17 protein-coding genes are annotated in these 16,320 nt (G+C 61.3%); 4 read left to right on the forward strand and 13 right to left on the reverse strand.

Going from position 1 to position 16,320, the window contains the following annotated elements:
• Nucleotides 1–4 precede the first annotated feature (4 nt).
• The 8 genes from QMK47_RS13115 to QMK47_RS13150 form a co-directional block, all read right to left on the reverse strand.
• Nucleotides 5–1,147, reverse strand: coding sequence for a hypothetical protein (locus QMK47_RS13115; protein WP_258690999.1), 1,143 nt, complete (start codon nt 1,145–1,147; stop codon nt 5–7).
• The gene (locus QMK47_RS13120) at nt 1,126–2,571 is read right to left on the reverse strand and encodes an alkaline phosphatase family protein (protein ID WP_258691000.1); all 1,446 of its coding nucleotides are present in this window, start codon (nt 2,569–2,571) and stop codon (nt 1,126–1,128) included. Before QMK47_RS13120 ends, QMK47_RS13115 begins: the two co-directional genes overlap by 22 nt.
• Nucleotides 2,561–3,790 (reverse strand): metabolite traffic protein EboE, encoded by a 1,230-nt coding sequence (gene eboE / locus QMK47_RS13125; RefSeq protein WP_320390341.1) that lies wholly within the window; start codon nt 3,788–3,790, stop codon nt 2,561–2,563. The genes QMK47_RS13120 and eboE overlap by 11 nt, the downstream gene beginning before the upstream one ends.
• Nucleotides 3,787–4,671, reverse strand: coding sequence for a TatD family hydrolase (locus tag QMK47_RS13130; protein WP_018603866.1), 885 nt, complete (start codon nt 4,669–4,671; stop codon nt 3,787–3,789). The genes eboE and QMK47_RS13130 overlap by 4 nt, the downstream gene beginning before the upstream one ends.
• Nucleotides 4,672–4,707: 36 nt before the next feature.
• Nucleotides 4,708–5,481: an EboA domain-containing protein gene (locus tag QMK47_RS13135; RefSeq protein ID WP_258691003.1), complete on the reverse strand. Its 774-nt coding sequence runs from the start codon at nt 5,479–5,481 to the stop codon at nt 4,708–4,710.
• Nucleotides 5,478–6,368, reverse strand: a complete 891-nt coding sequence (locus tag QMK47_RS13140) for a UbiA family prenyltransferase (RefSeq protein WP_320390342.1) — start codon at nt 6,366–6,368, stop codon at nt 5,478–5,480. The genes QMK47_RS13135 and QMK47_RS13140 overlap by 4 nt, the downstream gene beginning before the upstream one ends.
• On the reverse strand, nt 6,365–8,239 hold the full coding sequence (locus QMK47_RS13145) for a 3-dehydroquinate synthase (protein WP_320390343.1): 1,875 nt from the start codon (nt 8,237–8,239) through the stop codon (nt 6,365–6,367). Before QMK47_RS13145 ends, QMK47_RS13140 begins: the two co-directional genes overlap by 4 nt.
• 242 nt (nt 8,240–8,481) lie before the next feature.
• Complete coding sequence (locus QMK47_RS13150; protein WP_320390344.1) at nt 8,482–9,297, reverse strand: AraC family transcriptional regulator; 816 nt, start codon at nt 9,295–9,297, stop codon at nt 8,482–8,484.
• A 92-nt stretch (nt 9,298–9,389) separates the two neighbouring features.
• On the opposite strand from QMK47_RS13150, the gene QMK47_RS13155 reads away from it, so the two are divergent.
• The 4 genes from QMK47_RS13155 to QMK47_RS13170 all read left to right on the forward strand — a co-directional run bounded on the left by QMK47_RS13155 (nt 9,390) and on the right by QMK47_RS13170 (nt 12,879).
• The gene (locus QMK47_RS13155) at nt 9,390–10,346 is read left to right on the forward strand and encodes a threonine dehydratase (RefSeq protein ID WP_320390345.1); all 957 of its coding nucleotides are present in this window, start codon (nt 9,390–9,392) and stop codon (nt 10,344–10,346) included.
• 303 nt (nt 10,347–10,649) lie between these two features.
• Nucleotides 10,650–11,153: a hypothetical protein gene (locus tag QMK47_RS13160; protein ID WP_077506097.1), complete on the forward strand. Its 504-nt coding sequence runs from the start codon at nt 10,650–10,652 to the stop codon at nt 11,151–11,153.
• A 227-nt stretch (nt 11,154–11,380) separates the two neighbouring features.
• On the forward strand, nt 11,381–11,524 hold the full coding sequence (locus tag QMK47_RS13165; protein WP_258691302.1) for a hypothetical protein: 144 nt from the start codon (nt 11,381–11,383) through the stop codon (nt 11,522–11,524).
• 207 nt (nt 11,525–11,731) lie between these two features.
• Nucleotides 11,732–12,879, forward strand: a protein-coding gene (locus QMK47_RS13170) for an IS3 family transposase (RefSeq protein ID WP_253470795.1) whose coding sequence is annotated in 2 segments (ribosomal slippage) — nt 11,732–11,987 and nt 11,987–12,879 — 1,149 coding nt in all. Because the reading frame shifts where the segments join, the coding sequence is not laid out codon by codon here.
• Nucleotides 12,880–13,485: 606 nt separating this feature from the next.
• On the opposite strand, the gene QMK47_RS13175 is transcribed toward QMK47_RS13170, so the two are convergent.
• The 5 genes from QMK47_RS13175 to QMK47_RS13195 form a co-directional block, all read right to left on the reverse strand.
• Nucleotides 13,486–13,626, reverse strand: a complete 141-nt coding sequence (locus QMK47_RS13175) for a hypothetical protein (protein ID WP_258691303.1) — start codon at nt 13,624–13,626, stop codon at nt 13,486–13,488.
• Nucleotides 13,627–13,804: 178 nt separating this feature from the next.
• Nucleotides 13,805–14,401, reverse strand: a complete 597-nt coding sequence (locus QMK47_RS13180) for a helix-turn-helix domain-containing protein (RefSeq protein WP_162493997.1) — start codon at nt 14,399–14,401, stop codon at nt 13,805–13,807.
• A 47-nt stretch (nt 14,402–14,448) separates the two neighbouring features.
• Entirely contained in the window at nt 14,449–14,610 is a 162-nt protein-coding gene (locus QMK47_RS13185; protein ID WP_018605147.1) for a hypothetical protein, read from the reverse strand.
• Nucleotides 14,611–14,731: 121 nt separating this feature from the next.
• Nucleotides 14,732–15,445 carry an ABC transporter ATP-binding protein gene (locus QMK47_RS13190; RefSeq protein ID WP_320390346.1) on the reverse strand — a complete coding sequence of 238 codons (714 nt, stop codon included), beginning with the start codon at nt 15,443–15,445 and terminating at the stop codon, nt 14,732–14,734.
• A gap of 3 nt (nt 15,446–15,448) precedes the next feature.
• Nucleotides 15,449–16,294: an ABC transporter permease gene (locus QMK47_RS13195; RefSeq protein WP_320390347.1), complete on the reverse strand. Its 846-nt coding sequence runs from the start codon at nt 16,292–16,294 to the stop codon at nt 15,449–15,451.
• Nucleotides 16,295–16,320: the final 26 nt, after the last annotated feature.

Here is a 16,320-nt window from a genome sequence, read left to right on the forward strand (position 1 = left end):
CTCCTTAGCGTTGCCACTGGGCGCGTTTCAGCGACCAGACAAAGTCCAGTTTTTTGTAGCCATCGAATGCCGAGGGCGGCAGCGGGGTGGTGGGATAGACGATGCCGCCCCCCTGGTTCAGAGCGAAATTGAAGTAGCCTTTGTCGTTCGAGTAAGCGGCGGTGCCGTGGCAGGCCAGGCAGGACGAGGTGTTCTGGAACGCCGATTCCAGTTGTGAGTTGGCCAGTACCTGGGTGATGGGTTGGAACTCGACCCCGATCAACTCGTACTTCGACAGGTTCCGGTTGTTGGCCTGGAAGCTGGCATTCACCGGCTTGGCGGCCGGAGTCGGCCCCGTGGTGTTGGTCATCGGCGCAGGCGGGGCGGCATTGGTGACGGTGTATTTACTGTTGTTGATGTTTTCGAAGGTGGTCCAGACCCAGTCGGCATTCAGTTTGTTGACGACATGCAGGCCGCTCAATGCCACATAGCCGACCTGGTAAGTACCGTCGTCCTGCCGGTAGTAGGCCTGGGCAATGTAGTAGCCGTCGTTCACCAGGGTTTGTCGGTAGGTCGTGTCCGTGCCGATCCACAGCCACGCGGCTTTCAACTCCCAGGCGGTGGGGGGGAAGTCCAGGTCGTTGGCCAGGGCGGCCTGGCCATTCATGTTGTAGACCTGCTTCTTCACGACGTAATCGAACGTGTCCTTGCCCATCAGCAACTGAAAGCGTACCGGATGGCCTTGTTGGGGATCGGGCACGGCACCGCCCATTTGCAGGATCAGGCCATCGACCTGTTGGGTGGCATTGATGTTATGGAAGGATCGGGACAGGTCCATGCCTTGTGCCTTGGCTTGCGTCACCACCGCGTCCGGGAGCGGCGCGGAGCTGTCATAGGTGCCCGGTGGAGCGCCGTTGGGCAGGTAGACCTGGTCCGAGGGCTTCATCATCTCCCACACGAGATTGCTGCTTTGCGCGGTACTGGGTTGGTTCAAGCAGACGAACCAGTTCCAGGCCATGGTCTCGGGGCTCTGGGCAAACGCGGTCCGAGTCTGGTTGATGTCTGCTCCAAACTGCAGGAAGTTGCTGCAATCGAAGTTGTTGGTGTCCTGTGCCTGGGCCAAACCGGCCAGGGCACTGAGAACAGTTATGGAAATGGCTCGCCGCATGGAAGCTCCTTGGCATTCGCCGTATCGGCATGAGGGTGCCCCCGGAAGTGTTCCAGGAGCAGTTGCTTCACCGCCGTGGCCGCAAGGTGCGGCGGCAACGACAGATCACAATTGGTGATGAGCAGCGGGCCGGTCTTCTCGCTCGCGGGCAGCCGGCCATGGCTGCCGCGGACCAGGCGGGTGTCCAGCGGAATCAGGTCCATGTAGTAGCGAAAGCCGAGCTTTTTCTGGAGCAGGCGGCGCGCCACTTTCAATTTCGGGAAGCGAATGGCCGGGTCGATGAACAGCTCGAGCGGGTCGTAACCTGGCTTGCGATGAATGTCCACGGTGCGGGCAAAGTCGGGAGCCTTGCGCTCGTCGAACCAGTAGTAGTAATCGAACCAGTAACCGGGCGCGGCCACGGCCACCAGCTCGCCGCTGCGCGGATGGTCCAGTTGCCAGGCCTGTTGTTCGGTTCTATCCAGTACCCGTTCGATGCCGGCCTGGCGTTGCAACAGCGCCTTGACGCGGGGGATGTCGCGCGCTTGCTTCACGTAGATGTGCGCGACCTGATGATCGGCCACGGCAAACGCTGCACTGGCGCCGGGATCGAGCAACTCCCAGGTCAGCGATTGGCGTACCTGCAACAAGCCCTCGGCACGTAACAACCGGTTGATGGAAACGGATTGGGTGACGGCTTCGATCCCGTATTCGGACAGCAGCATCACCGCAGCGCCTTGGGCTTGGGCAAAGTCCAGCAGACGCCCGACTTCGCTGTCGATGGCCCGTACCTCGTCGGCAATCGCCGGGTGATCGGGCCCCAGGCGTTGCAGGCTGTAGTCGAGGTGGGGCAGGTAGATCAATTGCAGGTCGGGACGGTTGAGCTGGAATTCGGCGATGGCACAATCGACGATCCAGCGACTTGAGGCGATGCCGGCCGCCGGTCCCCAGAAGCTCGGAAAGGGAAACTCGCCAATCTGCTGTTCGATACGCTCATGCAACGAGGCCGGCGCCGAATACAGGCCGAACATCTTGCGGCCATCAGCCGGGTAATGCGGCCGTGGGGTAATGGCGGCGTCCACGTCGGCATACATGTTGTACCACCAGAACAACTGGCTGCAGCGAAACCCGGGGTACTGACGCTTGAGGGTCTGCCAGACCTTTTCCCCCTGGATCAGTGCATTGGGTTGCAGCCAGAAACGTACCTCGGCCTGATCGCGAAAATACCAGCCGTTGCCGACGATGCCGTGTTCCGATGGTGGTTGTCCGGTGAGGATCGAGGCCTGCACGGTCGAGGTGACCGCCGGGAACACCGGCTGCAGCGTGGCCATCTTGGCCGTTTTCAACAGGGCATTGATGCAGGGCGTCGCGGCACCCAGCAGCGCGGGCGTCAGGCCGACCACGTTGATCAGCAGCAGCGGCTGGCGCGCAGGATCAGAGCGCATGGGCATGGGCCTCCAGCGCTTGAGGTTGCAGCAAGCGGCGCTGTAGCAATTGATCCTCGACCCAATGCAACTCCGCCGCGATGCCCTGGAGTTGGGCGTGCTCGGTCGTGGGCCGCAATTGGCTGGGCAGGACGCCCCAGCTGTAGGTTTCCACTTCCAGTACGGGGCGAAAATCCTCGTGGTCGGCCAAAAAGTCGAACGTCTGCGACAGGGCAACCTGGCTGCCGCTGAGTTCGGGCAGCAGCAACTGCTCGCTGAACAGCGGAATGTGGAAGTGAATCCTCAGTTCGGGATGAGAGACGCGGTTCTGCTCACAATCATCCAGGGCCGCGGGGAGGTCGGCCCAGGCCGATAGCTGATCGTGCCCAGCGCGGGCCTTCACTTGATGCAGGTAGGTGGGCTCGGCAAAACCGCTCAATGTCTTGAGCACCTGTTCGCGCCGATGCTCGTCCTCAGGCAGGCGACAAATCAGCGCATTGGATAACTGGATCTTGCCGATGGGGACCCGGGCCTGACGCAATCGGTCCAGTGATTGATAGCAGTCTTCGAACATCACGGCCTGGTGGCAAACGTCAAAGCACAGCGCCAGGTGTTCATGGTGCGGGTCCGTGGCTTGCCAGTGGCGGAAGAAGGCGATGGCCTGGTCGGTGTTTTCCAGCACGCAATCGGGCTCCATCTCCAGGCAGACCACGATCTTCTTGCCCGTTTCCCGTTGCAGCCGGGCCAGCCCGGCAGTGAGCTCGCGCAGTTGCTGCTCGGCACATTGCTGTAGCGTCGGGCTCCAGTGGGCGGCATAGCCCAGCGGCAGGCTGGAGATCACCCCCTGGGCACAGTCCGCTGGCAGGGCCTGGGCGAGAAATCGAGCCAGGTCCAGGCTGTACGCCAGCCGCTGCGGATCGGCCCAGCTGGGCAGGTAGACGTCGGCTTTCACCGCGCCCTGGTGAAATTGGCCGTAGGGAAACCCATTGAGTGAGGTCAGGCGTAGCCCGCTGCGTTGCAGCAGGTCGAGGAAATCCGCACGGGTCGGCGCTTGTTGCAGTTCGGCGGCGGCGAGGGCGCTGATCCACAATCCACTGTCCTGCGTGTCGAGCCCGCGCAGTGTGCGTACGGTGTGGAAATGCCGTTCGACGGAAGCGCGCAGCCCGCCCAGGTCATGGGTCGGGTGCACGTTGCTGCAATAGCCGATCTGCGTGGCCGTCCAACCCGTGCGGGCACTCATTTGATCACCGGTTCCTGGCCCCGCAGGGCGGAGTTGTCCTGCCATTGCCGTCGCTGATCGATGGGCAGGGGCGTGCTGACCAGGGCTTTGTCCAACTGGCCGCTCTGGGCAAAAAAGTCCACCGGGTTGTGGAACAGCACTTGTTCGACCTGGGCTTCACTGAAACCTGCGGCCAACATTGCCTGGCCGGTCTTGGGCACCTTGAGCGGGTCGCTGATGCCCCAGTCGGCGGCGCTGTTGACCACCATTTTTTCCGTGCCGTACTGCTGCAGCAGCGCGACCATGCGCTGTTCCGACATCTTGGTGTTGGGGTAGATGGAGTGGCCGCGCCAGCAGTCGCTGTCCAGCACCAGGGGCAGGGTCAGTTCGTTGAGGTGGTCAATGATCACCAGGTGTTCGGCAATGCCGACCTCGCGAATGACCGCGAGCGTGCGTTTGGTGCCGCCGATCTTGTCACGGTGCGGGGTGTGCACCAGCACCGGCAGATTGAATTGCTTGGCCAGCTCCAGTTGCGCGGCGAGAAAGCGATCCTCTTCCGGGGTGATGTCGTCGTAGCCGATTTCACCCACCGCCACCACGCCGTCTTTCACCAGGTAGCGCGGCAGAATCTCCAGCACCTCATTGGCCACCGACAGGTCATTGGCCTCCTTGGGGTTCAGGCCAATGGTGCAGAAATGATGGATGCCAAACATGCTGGCGCGAAAACGCTCCCAGCCCAACAACGTGTCGAAGTAGTCGATGAAACTGCCGACACTGGTCCTGGCCTGGCCCTGCCAGAAGGCCGGCTCGATCACCCCGGTAATGCCGGCGGCCGCCATGTTCTGGTAATCGTCGGTGGTGCGGCTGACCATGTGGATATGCGGGTCGAAGTACTTGAGCATGGTGAATCCTCGTCAAAAAAAGGGGGCGGTGGGGAATCAGTTCGGCGAAACGCCGCCCAGGTGCTCGTGCCATTGCGCCGGCAAGCGTCGTTGCTGGCCCAGGCCGGCCAGGCGCTGGCGTTGCGCCGGGCTCAGCAGGGCGAAGGCAATCACGTGGGGCAGTCCGGCGGACACCGTTCGTTCGGCGGCGAGTTGTTCGTCCAGCAGGTCGAGGGCCAACTGGTTGAGGGTGACGCTGTGTCGTTGCGTCAGGCCGATCAGGCGTCGTACGTCGAGGCCCATGCCCAGCGCTTTCAACACCAGTTGGTTGAAGGCCTGTTCGTTGTAGTGATGCGACGGGTAGGCAGTGTCCAGGGCGAGGGCGGCGAACACCTGGCTGTTGCTGGTGCGCCCGGCCTGGCGTGCAAGCTCCACGCACGCCCCGCGGCTATCGAGCCAATCAAGGGCTTTCAAGGTGGCGACCTTTTCCTGGTCGTCGCCCCACAGGAACAACTGGTGCAGCAGGGCGACTTGCCCGGCGGCGGGCTGCTGTTCCAGCACCTGGGCCAGCAGCAACGCCCGCGCCATTTGGACGTTACTCCAGCCGTCGATATCGGGCAGTGCTCGCTCCTTGAGGTTGCGCTTGCACTGGCTGCTCAAGAGCGCCGAGGTATTGGCGTCCGGGCGCTGGGCAAGTTGCTCCTGTGCCTGGCGCCACCATTGCCGCTCGGGTTCTTCGAGCTGACGAATGAAATTTTGCCGTTGTTCGTTCAGGCAGTCGTGGCGCATGTCGAGGGCCGCCGATGCCGCTGCAGTAACGTCCGTGTTCATGTTGGTTTGATCCAGCGCTGGAAATGAGGAAGCAGGAAAAACACCAGGACACATAACAGGCTGCCCAAGGGCTGGTTAGCCACGGCCAGCACCAGGGCATCGAACAGCGGCAGGGCTGCCAGGCCGGCGCCGATAAAGGCGCGGACCTGCCGTTGCCGAGGGTTGGCCAGGTTGTGCCAGTAATGCCAGCCCAACCAGCCAAGCCATAACAGCAGCACCGGCCAGAACCAGGCGCTGCCTGCGTAGATCGCCAAGGCCAGTGGGCTCAGCATCAGGAGCAGGGGGAGACGGCTGATCAGTTGGTTGCGGTGTTCCTGGCGAGCCAGGTAGGTCAGGCCGCTGATGTAGACACCGAGCAAAATGGCGCAGAGCCAGATCGGTCCCGGTGGCAGCGCCAGGCTGGCCGCTGCGGTGAGGTAGAGCGCCGAGCGGCAGGCGCCCATCAGCCAGACGCTGTGGGCGTATTTCTTGTGCAGCAGGTTGTAACCGAGAATGCAGCCCACCAACAGGGTGGCGCTTCCCAGCAGCCAGTGCGGCTGCTCGATCATCCGGCTCAGGCCCAGCAGCGAGGCCGCGGCCAGCAGCAGCAACAACGCAGTGGCCAGTCGCACTTGCTGGCGGCTGACCAGGCCCAGGGTAATGGGGCGGGGGTTGTGGTGTTGCTGGTCCCAGTCGGCGTCCAACAGGTCATTCAACAACATGCCGGCCAGGTACAGCAGCGACAGTGCCGCCAGCAGCAGGAGCCACACCAGGGAAGACGGCGGTGCCAGGGCCCCGGCGCTGCTGGCGAGCAGGGCGGCGGCCAAGGTGTTGGTCCATACCGTGGGCAGGTTGGAGACACGGCCGAGGGTCAGCCAGGTCTTGAGGTTCGGCGCCGTCTGGTTCATTGCGCACAGCTCTGGTTCAGGGGCAGGGCAAGCTCGACCTGGGTTGCCAGCCGCTGCAACGCCTGCTCCATTCGCGCGGTATCGATTTCATGCAAGTCCACCGACTCGCCGATCCGGCTGAGCATGGGAATGGAGAGTTGCCCGCCCAAATGCTGGCGGAACTCCTCCAACCCCAGCAAAACCTGCGAGCGCCCCAGTGGATCTTTCAAGGTCAGTTCCGGCGGGTTCAGGCAGAAGCCGAGCTTGAGCAGCAGGTTCAGCACCCGTTCGGTGTCGCTGTCGCTCAACAACCCCAGGGCATTGGCATAAAGCCCATCCAAGGCCATGCCCACCGCGACGGCTTCACCATGGCGCAGTCGATGCTGACTGAGATTTTCCAGTTTGTGAGCGGCCCAGTGGCCGTAGTCCAAGGGCCGCCCGTTACCGCGTTCGAAGGGGTCGCCGGCACCGGTGATGTGCGCCAGATGCAATTCGGCGCAGCGACGGATCGCATAGCGGCTGGCCCCATGTTCGAAGTGGGCGAGGGCGTCGGCCTGTTGCTCCATCCACTGGAAGAACGCCTGGTCCTTGATCAGCGCCACCTTGACCGCCTCGGCCAGCCCGGCGATCTGGTCGCGTCGGGTCAGGCTGGTCAGCAATTGAAAGTCGTTGATGACTGCGGTGGCGGGATAGAAGGCGCCCAGCAGGTTCTTCTGGCCGAAGGCGTTGATGCCGTTTTTTACACCGATGCCGGCGTCGTTTTGGGCGAGCACGGTGCTGGGGATGCGAATCAGGCGAATGCCGCGGTGGAAGGTGGCGCAGGCGTAGCCCACCGCATCCAGCACCGCGCCGCCACCGAGGGCCAGCACATGGCAATGCCGGTCCAGGCCATGTTTCAGCATGTCGGTGTACAGCCGCTGCAACACCTGTGAATCCTTGCTCGACTCGCCGGCCGGGACCGCGATCGGCGGCGCTTGCAGATGCAGGTCTGGAAAATGGCTGGCGAAGTAGGCGTTGATCTGTTCCAGCAGGTGCGGGGCGCTGTGCAGCAGTTGTTCATCGGCGAATATCAATACCGTGACCGGGCCCCTGTGGCCGGCTATGAGCTGACGGTGCAGGCAGGGATTGAGCGGGTCGAATACATGATCGGTGAACACCACCGGGTAGTCGTAGCTGACCTTGAAGCGCCCGTGCAACGGTTGCTCCGCGTCGTGCCGGCGAAGGCTCTTGAACAGGCTGTACCCAGCGATGAACAGCCCGGGCAATACCGTGCTGGCGAGCAGGGTCACCAACAGCGCGTTCTGCTCGACGAGAAAGGTGCCAATGGCGCTGTAGGCCAATGCGAGGCCGGCGTTGGCCAGGGTGGTGACCAGGATGAACGCGCGCAGCGGGTAGCGTTGCATACCGGCGGCGACGACCGACGTTTCCGCCAATACCGGGACCCCGCGCAGGCAGATCAACGACAGTGTGCCCAACCGGTACGCCAGTTGCCCCGGCTGGCGCTGATGCAGGCCGAGGCGGCCGGACAACAGACGCAAATAGCCGGCTCCCAGGGCATAGCCCAGCCCGGCGCCCAGGCACAGACCGACGAAAATCGCCAGGTAACCCCCCACGCTGCCGAGCATGGCCACGGCCAGCAGCGCGACCATGCTCGACGGCACTGGCAGCACCACGTCCAGCGCCAGCAGGGCGATCAGCAGCAACGCCAGGTAGAGTTTCTGCGCGGGCGTCGAGGGCTGGTACAGGTTGAGATGGGTCAGGAAGTCCTGGATCTGTTGTTCGAACAACAGGAAGCTGGCGATCACCAGGGCTGAAAAGCAAACCAATGACAGCCAGAAATGTCCGGCTGCTCCTTTTTGCGAGAGCAAACGATACCCACGGCCATGCTTCATCAAGCATCCCTCTTGTTGTTATTGACTGATTCCGTGTCAGTAATTGAAAGCAACGCCAAGTGTGTGTTTTAGGCCAATAGACGCTCTCGCCCGAGGGGCTGTTATGGGTGGTGGGTGATGTGGTCGGAGACAGGTTTGAATCTAGACGGCCCGGGTGTTTTTGCAAGGCGATCTGATGGCAATTTGATTTAGGGTGCCACTTCGCGTTTCAGGTACCCGTACCCGCGGCTTGTCCCGCCCGTTCAGGGCCTCGAGTACCCGCGCAACTGCGCCGGACTGACGCCAAGGCGTTGCTTGAACAGCGTGGTCATGTGCGCCTGGGAGTTGAAGCCGCAAGTGTGGGCGATATCGGTCAGGCGGGCGGTTGAATCGCGCATCAGCGCCCGTGCCTTGGCCAGGCGCCGGTCGATCAGGTAGCTGTGTGGGCTCTTGCCGGTGGCATTCTTGAATGCCCGCATGAAATACCCTTCGGACAAGCCAAGCAGGCCGGCCATTTCCTTGACCCCCAGCGGACCGTCGAGACCGGCATCGATGAACTCGTCGAGCAGGCGCATTCGCCCGCCGGTGATGGACCCTTGTACGGGAGCCGAAAACGTCTTGTGCGCCTTCACCCGTTCAGCCAATCCCAGCGTCCAGGCCTCCCAGTCATCCTCTGCGGTGGCATGCAGCAATGCGCTGCGCATTCTCAGGGCGAGGGTGATGGCCTGCGGGTCCATACGATTGTTGAACGCCTGTTCCCCCGGCAACGCCATACCGTCGGTGCGCACGACCCGCAGGTATTCACCGCCCCTGGGGGATTCGGAGAACACGTCGCATTCGGCGGGGACGAATGCCAGGCCGTTGGGGATCGCTTCGAAGGGCTGTACGCGGTCGCTGCCGATGGCGTGCAGGCCGCGCTGGCTGTCGAAGGCAAAGCCGATCGCCGACTGGGTGGCGACATAGCGGGTGGCGTAGGCGCAGCCGGGCAGCAATTCGATCGCCCACGGTCCTGCCTCGATGCGACGGACCGGTTCGGACTGGGGCGGCTGTTGGCGGTTTCGAGGGTTCATGAACAGCATAGTAGTGAAGAGAGGACCAGAAAGTCAGGTCAGTTTTCTGAAAGCCCGTCGGTGGTGCCCTGATTAGACTGGGCAAAACCCGGAGGCCCATCATGCACACACTGACTCGCGACGATATCGAACAAGCTGCCCGTCACTTATACGAAGTCATGCCCGCCACCGCCCAGTACGCCTGGCCCTTGTTGGCTGAACGGCTGGGTTGCACGGTGTGGGTCAAGCACGAGAATCACACCCCGACGGGGGCCTTCAAGGTACGCGGCGGCCTGACCTTCGTGCGCTGGCTCAAGCGCGAGCATCCCGAGGCAAAAGGCATCGTCACGGCGACTCGCGGCAACCACGGCCAGAGCCTGGCGTTGGCGGCCACTGCCTTGGGTTTGAAGGCGTTGATCGTCGTGCCGCACGGTAACTCGGCGGAGAAGAACAACGCCATGCGCGGTTTTGGCGGTGAGGTGGTCGAATATGGCCGCGATTTCGATGAGGCCCGTGAAGAGGCCGCTCGCCTGGCCCAAGCGCATGGCCTCTTCCTGGTGCCGCCGTTCCATCCCGAGTTGGTCAAGGGCGTGGCGACCTATGGGCTTGAGCTGTTCAACGCGGTGCCGGACCTGGACACCGTCTATGTGCCGATAGGCTGTGGCTCGGGGATCTGCGCGGTCATCGCCGCCCGCGATGCCTTGGGCCTGAAGACCCACGTGGTGGGCGTGGTGTCCACCGAGGCCGTCGCGGCGAAGTTGTCGTTTGAAGCGGGCAGGCTATGCGAGACCGCTTCGGCGAATACCTTTGCCGACGGCCTGGCGGTGCGCAGACCCGTTCCCGAGGCCTTTGCCATCTATGGGGCCGGGGCGGCGCGAATCGTAGCGGTCAGCGATGCTGAAATTGCCGGGGCCATGCGGGCGTATTACACCGACACCCATAACCTCGCTGAAGGTGCCGGCGCGGCCGCCTTGGCAGCGCTGATGCAGGAGCGTGAAGCGATGCGGGGGAAAAGGGTGGCGGTGATTCTGTCCGGTGGGAATATCGACCGGCCGGTGTACGCGAATCTGATTGGCTGAATCCAGGCTTGCCGTTGTGGCAGGCGTTTCCATGCGACAAGTTTAGATCGATTATTTCTTACGGTTATTTATATAGGTTTGGATGGCATATCCATGACCGGAGAATCGAAGCTGTCGTGGGGGAAGCGTCTGCAATGAAAGCGCAGGGCATGCAGCAGCAGACGACTCTGCGCGCGTCACTCCGGTAAGCCTGCTTGAACGTTCATTCCTGCTGTTCGACCGTCATCTTGTCGGGCCGGGGCCAATCCTTAGAATCCGCCCCATCAGCCTCTTCCGACTCTCGAACCTACAGGGAACACCACCATGATGAATGCCATGCAGATGCCGATGAACGCCAACATGCCGATGATGCCAATGATGGGCATGCCGATGATGATGGCGACCATGACCTGCGAAATGATGGATGACGGCATGCTGTGCAAAATGATGCCCGCTGCCGGCATGGACATGGCCATGTTCAAGAACAGCGCCGACATGATGCAGATGATGATGAACTGCGGCATGCCAATGATGATGCACTGCGGCAACATGAGCATGATGTGTATGTCCCCGGCGAGCATGGCCATGCCGATGGCGAGCATGATGATGCCAATGCCGATGATGGGCATGCCGATGCCGTCGATGAAGTGTGTGATGGAATGTACGGTGATGGCTGACTGCATGATGTGCAAAGTCATGCCGATGGCCGGCATGAACATGGACATGATGAAAAGCTGCTGCGCCTTGATGATGAAGATGATGAACGACTGCAGCATGCCGATGATGATGAGCTGCAACGGTATGCCGATGATGTGCTGCACCTGCTGATTCGTTGCTACGGTCCGTTTGCGGAGTTGGTATTTCGTTTTGAGGTATGTGTCAGGGGCGGTGTGTATATCCGTTGCTGCGGTAACGGCGGCTAATGGTTCCGCTCTTACAGCGGCTCACTTTTGAGAAGCTCGGGAGCCGGCCCAGTCAAAAGTAAGCAAAACGCTTCTGCCCCACCACTCGGCACCTCGCCTAGGCTCGGTGTGCCCTCACTCCGGCATTGCTCCGTGGGTCGCCGCGAAGGGCCATCCATGGCCCAGCGCGGCTACCTCGGCATCCATGCCGAGGTGCCCACTGCGCAACGCCTGCGTTCGGCCATCGTGGTTAACGGGGCGCCCGAGATCAACGTCCACCCCGAGGCGGCCTTATAGCCGACCTGGCTCTCCCGGTCATACCCCCGTCAGTTCTGTGGGAGCAAAGCTTGCTCGCGATGAGGCCGGCACATTCAACATCTTCATCGACTGAACCACCGCCATCGCGAGCAAGCTCGCTCCCACATTGGATCTTCAGCAGACTGAGCTGGTCTAATAGTCCCGGACACCTCAATAGGTGAAACTACACCTATTGAGGAATATTCCATGACCAAGAAGTACAGAAAATTCGACGCCGCTTTCAAGCTAAGAGTCTGCAAGATGATTGTTGACCAGGGCCTGAGCGTGAACTCCGTTTGTACCGATTTAGACTTGAGTGACACGGCCGTGCGCCGCTGGGTCCAGCAGTACCAAGCCGAGCAGTTAGGTGGTACAGGGATTGGCAAACCGTTAACCAGCGAGCAACAGCGTATTCGTCAGCTTGAGCAGCAGATCCGCGAGCTGAAGACGGACAACGACATATTAAAAAAAGCTACGGCCTTCTTTGCCCGCGAATTGAAGTGATCCACCAATTGGTTCACCAAATGCAATGCAAGGCCTACCCGCTAATACGTATCTGCCGGGTTTTGCGGATCAGCCGTTCGGGGTTCTATGAAGCTCGTCAGCGGTCTTTTAAGCCAAAAGCTGTCTGTCCGATTGCAGCTCGGGTCAAAGCTACGTTCATGACCAATGAGCACTGTTATGGCAGTCGTCGGGTGATGAAAGCGCTGCGTAGCGATGGTGTATCCATTGGGCGGCACAAGGTCCGTCGGCTGATGAAACAACAGGATTTACGCCCGATCTGGAAGCGCAAGTTCGTTCATACCACCGACAGTAATCATAATTTCCCGGTAGCTGAGAACCTGCTCAACCGCCAGTTCAATCCCGAGCAGATCAACCAATCATGGGTTGCTGACATCACTTATATTCGCACCCGAAGCGGCTGGCTGTACTTGGCGGCTGTCATGGATTTGTATTCACGCAAGATCGTGGGCTGGGCCATGGCACCGCATATGCGCGCAGAGTTGGTGTGCGGCGCTATGCAACTGGCCATCACACAGAGACAGCCTGAACCGGGTCTGATCGCGCACTCAGATCGGGGCAGCCAGTATGCAGGCGTTACTTACCAAACCTTGCTGACACGACATGGCTTGCGCTGCAGCATGAGCCGCAAGGGCAACTGCTGGGACAACGCAGTCATGGAGCGTTTCTTCTTGAACCTGAAGATGGAGCGCGTTTGGAGGAAAGACTATGCCAACCATGATGAAGCAATCAAGGACGTCACGGATTACATTGTGCGGTTCTACAATGAACGACGAATGCATTCATCGTTAGACTATTTGCCGCCCAATCAGTACGAGCGGCAAACAGCCTGAAAACACCGATTGAGGTGTCCGGAAAAAGTTGACCACCTCAGACACAATATTCGTGTACACCCGAAGTCCCTTTGTGGGAGCGAGCTTGCTCGCGATGAGGCCGGCACATCCAACATCATCATCGACTGAACCACCGCCATCGCGAGCAGGCTCGCTCCCACATTGGATCTTCAGCAGACACAATATTCGTGTACACCCGAAGTCCCTTTGTGGGAGCGAGCTTGCTCGCGATGAGGCCGGCACATCCAACATCATCATCGACTGAACCACCGCCATCGCGAGCAGGCTCGCTCCCACATTGGATCTTCAGCAGACACAATATTCGTGTACACCCGAAGTCCCTTTGTGGGAGCAAAGCTTGCTCGCGATGAGGCCGGCACATTCAACATCATCATCGACTGAACCACCGCCATCGCGAGCAGGCTCGCTCCCACATTGGATCTTCAGCAGACACAATATTCGTGTACACCCGAAGTCCCTTTGTGGGAGCAAAGCTTGCTCGCGATGAGGCCGGCCCATTCAACATCTTCATCGACTGTGACACCGCCTTCGCGAGCAAGCCCGCTCCCACAGGAGGAACGCGGTCACCCAGAGCCAGGTCGGCTATCAGGCCGCCTCGCGGTGGACGTTGATCTGGGGCGCCCCGTTAACCACGATGGCTGAACGAAGGTGTTGCGCAGTGGGCACCTCGGCATGGATGCCGAGGTAGCCGCGCTGGGCCATGGATGGCCCTTCGCGGCGGCCCACGGAGCAATACCTTCGTTCAGGCATGCCGAGCCTAAGCGAGGCACCGAGTGGTGGGGCAAAGCGCTTTTGGTTACTTTTGGCTGGTCCGGCTCCCGGCTCTTCCAAAAGTGACCCGCTGTAAGAGCGGAACCGTCAGTGGCCGTTACCGCAGCAACGGATATACACACCACCCTGCCTTTCAGTCCAGGCGTTCCGGATAGGTAACCACCAGATACGCCACCGCTTCACTGTCGGCCGGGTTGCGATAGCGGTGAGGCTGGTCGGCATAGAACAGAATCGAATCGCCCGTGGAGAGCAGGTAGCGCTCGTCGTTGACGCTGATCTCCAGCACACCTTGGGACACCACCAGGTTTTCCTGGACGCCGGGCCCGTGCCCTTCGGACTGGTCCTCGCCCAAGGGGCTCAGGCGCAGCTCGTAGAATTCCGACTGGCGTGCCACATCGAACGGAAACAAGGCGCGGCTGACGAACGCACCATTGGCGCTGACCAGGCGTTTGCTCTGGCTGGCCGACAGCACCGCCACCCCTTCGAAAGCCCGGTGTTCCAGGAACGCGGCGACCGACACCTTCAAGCCCTTGGCGATTTTGCACAGCACCTTGATGGACGGCACGCTGCGTCCGGATTCGATCTGCGCCAGCATGGCCCGGCTTACCCCGCACTGGCGGGCGAGGGCGTCGAGGGACAGGTGTCGTTTGCCGCGCAGGCGTTGCAGGTTCTGCGCAACCCGTTCGCAGATCGGATCCTCATCCAAGGCTTCCAGGTGATTGAGGTCCACTTCGGGTTCATCGGTACTCGCCAAAAAGCGCGAGGGTTCCTGGGCGCTCACGCCTGGTACGTCCTGGTCGGCTGGGACGCCTGGATCCACTGGAACGCCTGGTAACCGGCATTACGCGCGTACATTTCCCACATGGCCCGGGCCAGTTGCTGGGCCTGCTTGCGTTTGCGGAATTGGACGAAGTCGATAACGTTGTCAGTCGGTTTCATAAGGCACTTCACTGTCGTGACCAATGGGACGGGATGAGCTGAGAGTACGTGGTTATGTTTATAACCATAAATACTGATTGTTTATTTATTAATGCTATTGTGTTCTTAGCGAGACGCCTGATCAAATCACGTGGGCGCGGTGCAATTCGGTCAGGGCCAGCGCCTTGAGTCGGGCCAGCAACGGGTCGCGCCGGTCACGCGGGTGGTCCAGTTGCACCGCCAATTCTTGGCGAATGCGGCTGGGGCGGTCATCCATCACCAACACCCGGTCGCTCAGGTACAGCGCCTCGTCGATATCATGTGTCACCAGCAACAGGGCGATGGCGTGCCGCTCGGCCAGTTGCAGCAACAGGTCCTGCAGTTTCATCCGGGTGAAGGCATCCACGGCGCTGAAGGGCTCGTCCAGCAACAGCACCTGTGGTCGCGAGTACAGGCCGCGGGCAATCGCCACCCGTTGCGCCATACCGCCGGACAACGCCTTGGGCAAGGCATCGGCAAAACCCGTGAGGCCGACTTCCTCGATCAACTGCGCGACCCAGGCCTGGTCGTAATGGTCGTCATCGCTGAAGCCTATGTTCTGCTGCACCGTCAGCCAGGGCATCAACCGCGGTTCCTGGAACACAAAGGCCAATTGTTCGGTGTGGCTGAGCAGTTGCCCTTCAAAGTCCTTTTCCAGGCCGGCGACGATGCGCAGCAAGGTGCTTTTGCCGCAGCCGCTGGGGCCCAACAGGCTCACGGTTTCCCCTGGCTGCAATTGCAGGTGGATGTGATTGAGCACGGTGGTGGCGGCGAAGGTCTTGCGCTCGACGTGGATCTCCAGCAGGGCTTGGGTCATGGCTCACTCCTCGGTGCCGTTAAAGGTGTCGCGCCAGGCCAGGAAGCGTTTCTCCAGGCCGGCAAGCAGGCCGTCGCTGAGCTTGCCCAGCAGGGGGAGCACGATGATCGCCGCCAGCACAATGTCTGGGCGCGAGGTTTCGCGGCCATCGCTGAGCAGGTAGCCCAGGCCTTTGGTCGCGGCGATCAGTTCGGCGGCTACCAGGAACATCCAGGCCAGGCTCATGCCGCTGCGCAAGCCGGTGAACAGGCCGGGCAGGGCGGCCGGCAGGAGAATCCGGCGCACCAGACGGCGGCGGCTGAAGCCGTACATGTGGCCGACCTCCACCAGTTTGCGGTCGATGTTGCGAATCGCCGCCACGCCATTGAGGTAAACGGGAAAGAACGCGCCGATGGCGATCAGTACCACTTTCGAGGTTTCGTCGATGCCCAGCCACAGCAGGAGCAATGGCACCCAGGCCAGGCTGGGGATCGAGCGCAGGCCGGCGAAGGTCGGCTCCAGATAGGCTTCGGCTTCCCGGCTCAGGCCAACCCAGGCGGCGAAGATCAAGGCCAGGCCAGCGCCGATGGCAAAGCCCAGCAACACCCGCAAGAGGCTGGCGCTGATGTGTTTCCACAGCGCACCTTCGGCCAGGTCGCCGAGGGTCAGGGCAATCTCGCTGGGGGCCGGCATCTGGTAGGCGGGCAGCCAACCGATGCGCACGATGATTTCCAGGAACACGATGATCAGCACCGGCAGGGCCAACCCCTTGAGGCGCAGCCGCCAATGGTCGGGATTGAACAGCGGCGCTTTGCCTGGTGTGGACAGAGCCAGGCGCGGGCTGGAGAGGTCTTTGCTGTTGCTGCTCATGGCGGTTCTCCGGCAACGCCGAATCC

The sequence above is a fragment of the Pseudomonas sp. P9_35 genome, from assembly GCF_034008205.1.
Taxonomy (GTDB): Bacteria; Pseudomonadota; Gammaproteobacteria; order Pseudomonadales; family Pseudomonadaceae; genus Aquipseudomonas; species Aquipseudomonas kilonensis.

Excerpts from the sequence above, each read along its gene's own strand:
- QMK47_RS13115 (WP_258690999.1), bottom strand. The coding sequence starts at position 1,147 with ATGCGGCGAGCCATTTCCATAACTGTTCTCAGTGCCCTGGCCGGTTTG.
- QMK47_RS13120 (WP_258691000.1), bottom strand. The coding sequence starts at position 2,571 with ATGCGCTCTGATCCTGCGCGCCAGCCGCTGCTGCTGATCAACGTGGTC.
- eboE (WP_320390341.1), bottom strand. The coding sequence starts at position 3,790 with ATGAGTGCCCGCACGGGTTGGACGGCCACGCAGATCGGCTATTGCAGC.
- QMK47_RS13130 (WP_018603866.1), bottom strand. The coding sequence starts at position 4,671 with ATGCTCAAGTACTTCGACCCGCATATCCACATGGTCAGCCGCACCACC.
- QMK47_RS13135 (WP_258691003.1), bottom strand. The coding sequence starts at position 5,481 with ATGAACACGGACGTTACTGCAGCGGCATCGGCGGCCCTCGACATGCGC.
- QMK47_RS13140 (WP_320390342.1), bottom strand. The coding sequence starts at position 6,368 with ATGAACCAGACGGCGCCGAACCTCAAGACCTGGCTGACCCTCGGCCGT.
- QMK47_RS13145 (WP_320390343.1), bottom strand. The coding sequence starts at position 8,239 with ATGAAGCATGGCCGTGGGTATCGTTTGCTCTCGCAAAAAGGAGCAGCC.
- QMK47_RS13150 (WP_320390344.1), bottom strand. The coding sequence starts at position 9,297 with ATGCTGTTCATGAACCCTCGAAACCGCCAACAGCCGCCCCAGTCCGAA.
- QMK47_RS13155 (WP_320390345.1), top strand. The coding sequence starts at position 9,390 with ATGCACACACTGACTCGCGACGATATCGAACAAGCTGCCCGTCACTTA.
- QMK47_RS13160 (WP_077506097.1), top strand. The coding sequence starts at position 10,650 with ATGATGAATGCCATGCAGATGCCGATGAACGCCAACATGCCGATGATG.
- QMK47_RS13185 (WP_018605147.1), bottom strand. The coding sequence starts at position 14,610 with ATGAAACCGACTGACAACGTTATCGACTTCGTCCAATTCCGCAAACGC.
- QMK47_RS13190 (WP_320390346.1), bottom strand. The coding sequence starts at position 15,445 with ATGACCCAAGCCCTGCTGGAGATCCACGTCGAGCGCAAGACCTTCGCC.
- QMK47_RS13195 (WP_320390347.1), bottom strand. The coding sequence starts at position 16,294 with ATGAGCAGCAACAGCAAAGACCTCTCCAGCCCGCGCCTGGCTCTGTCC.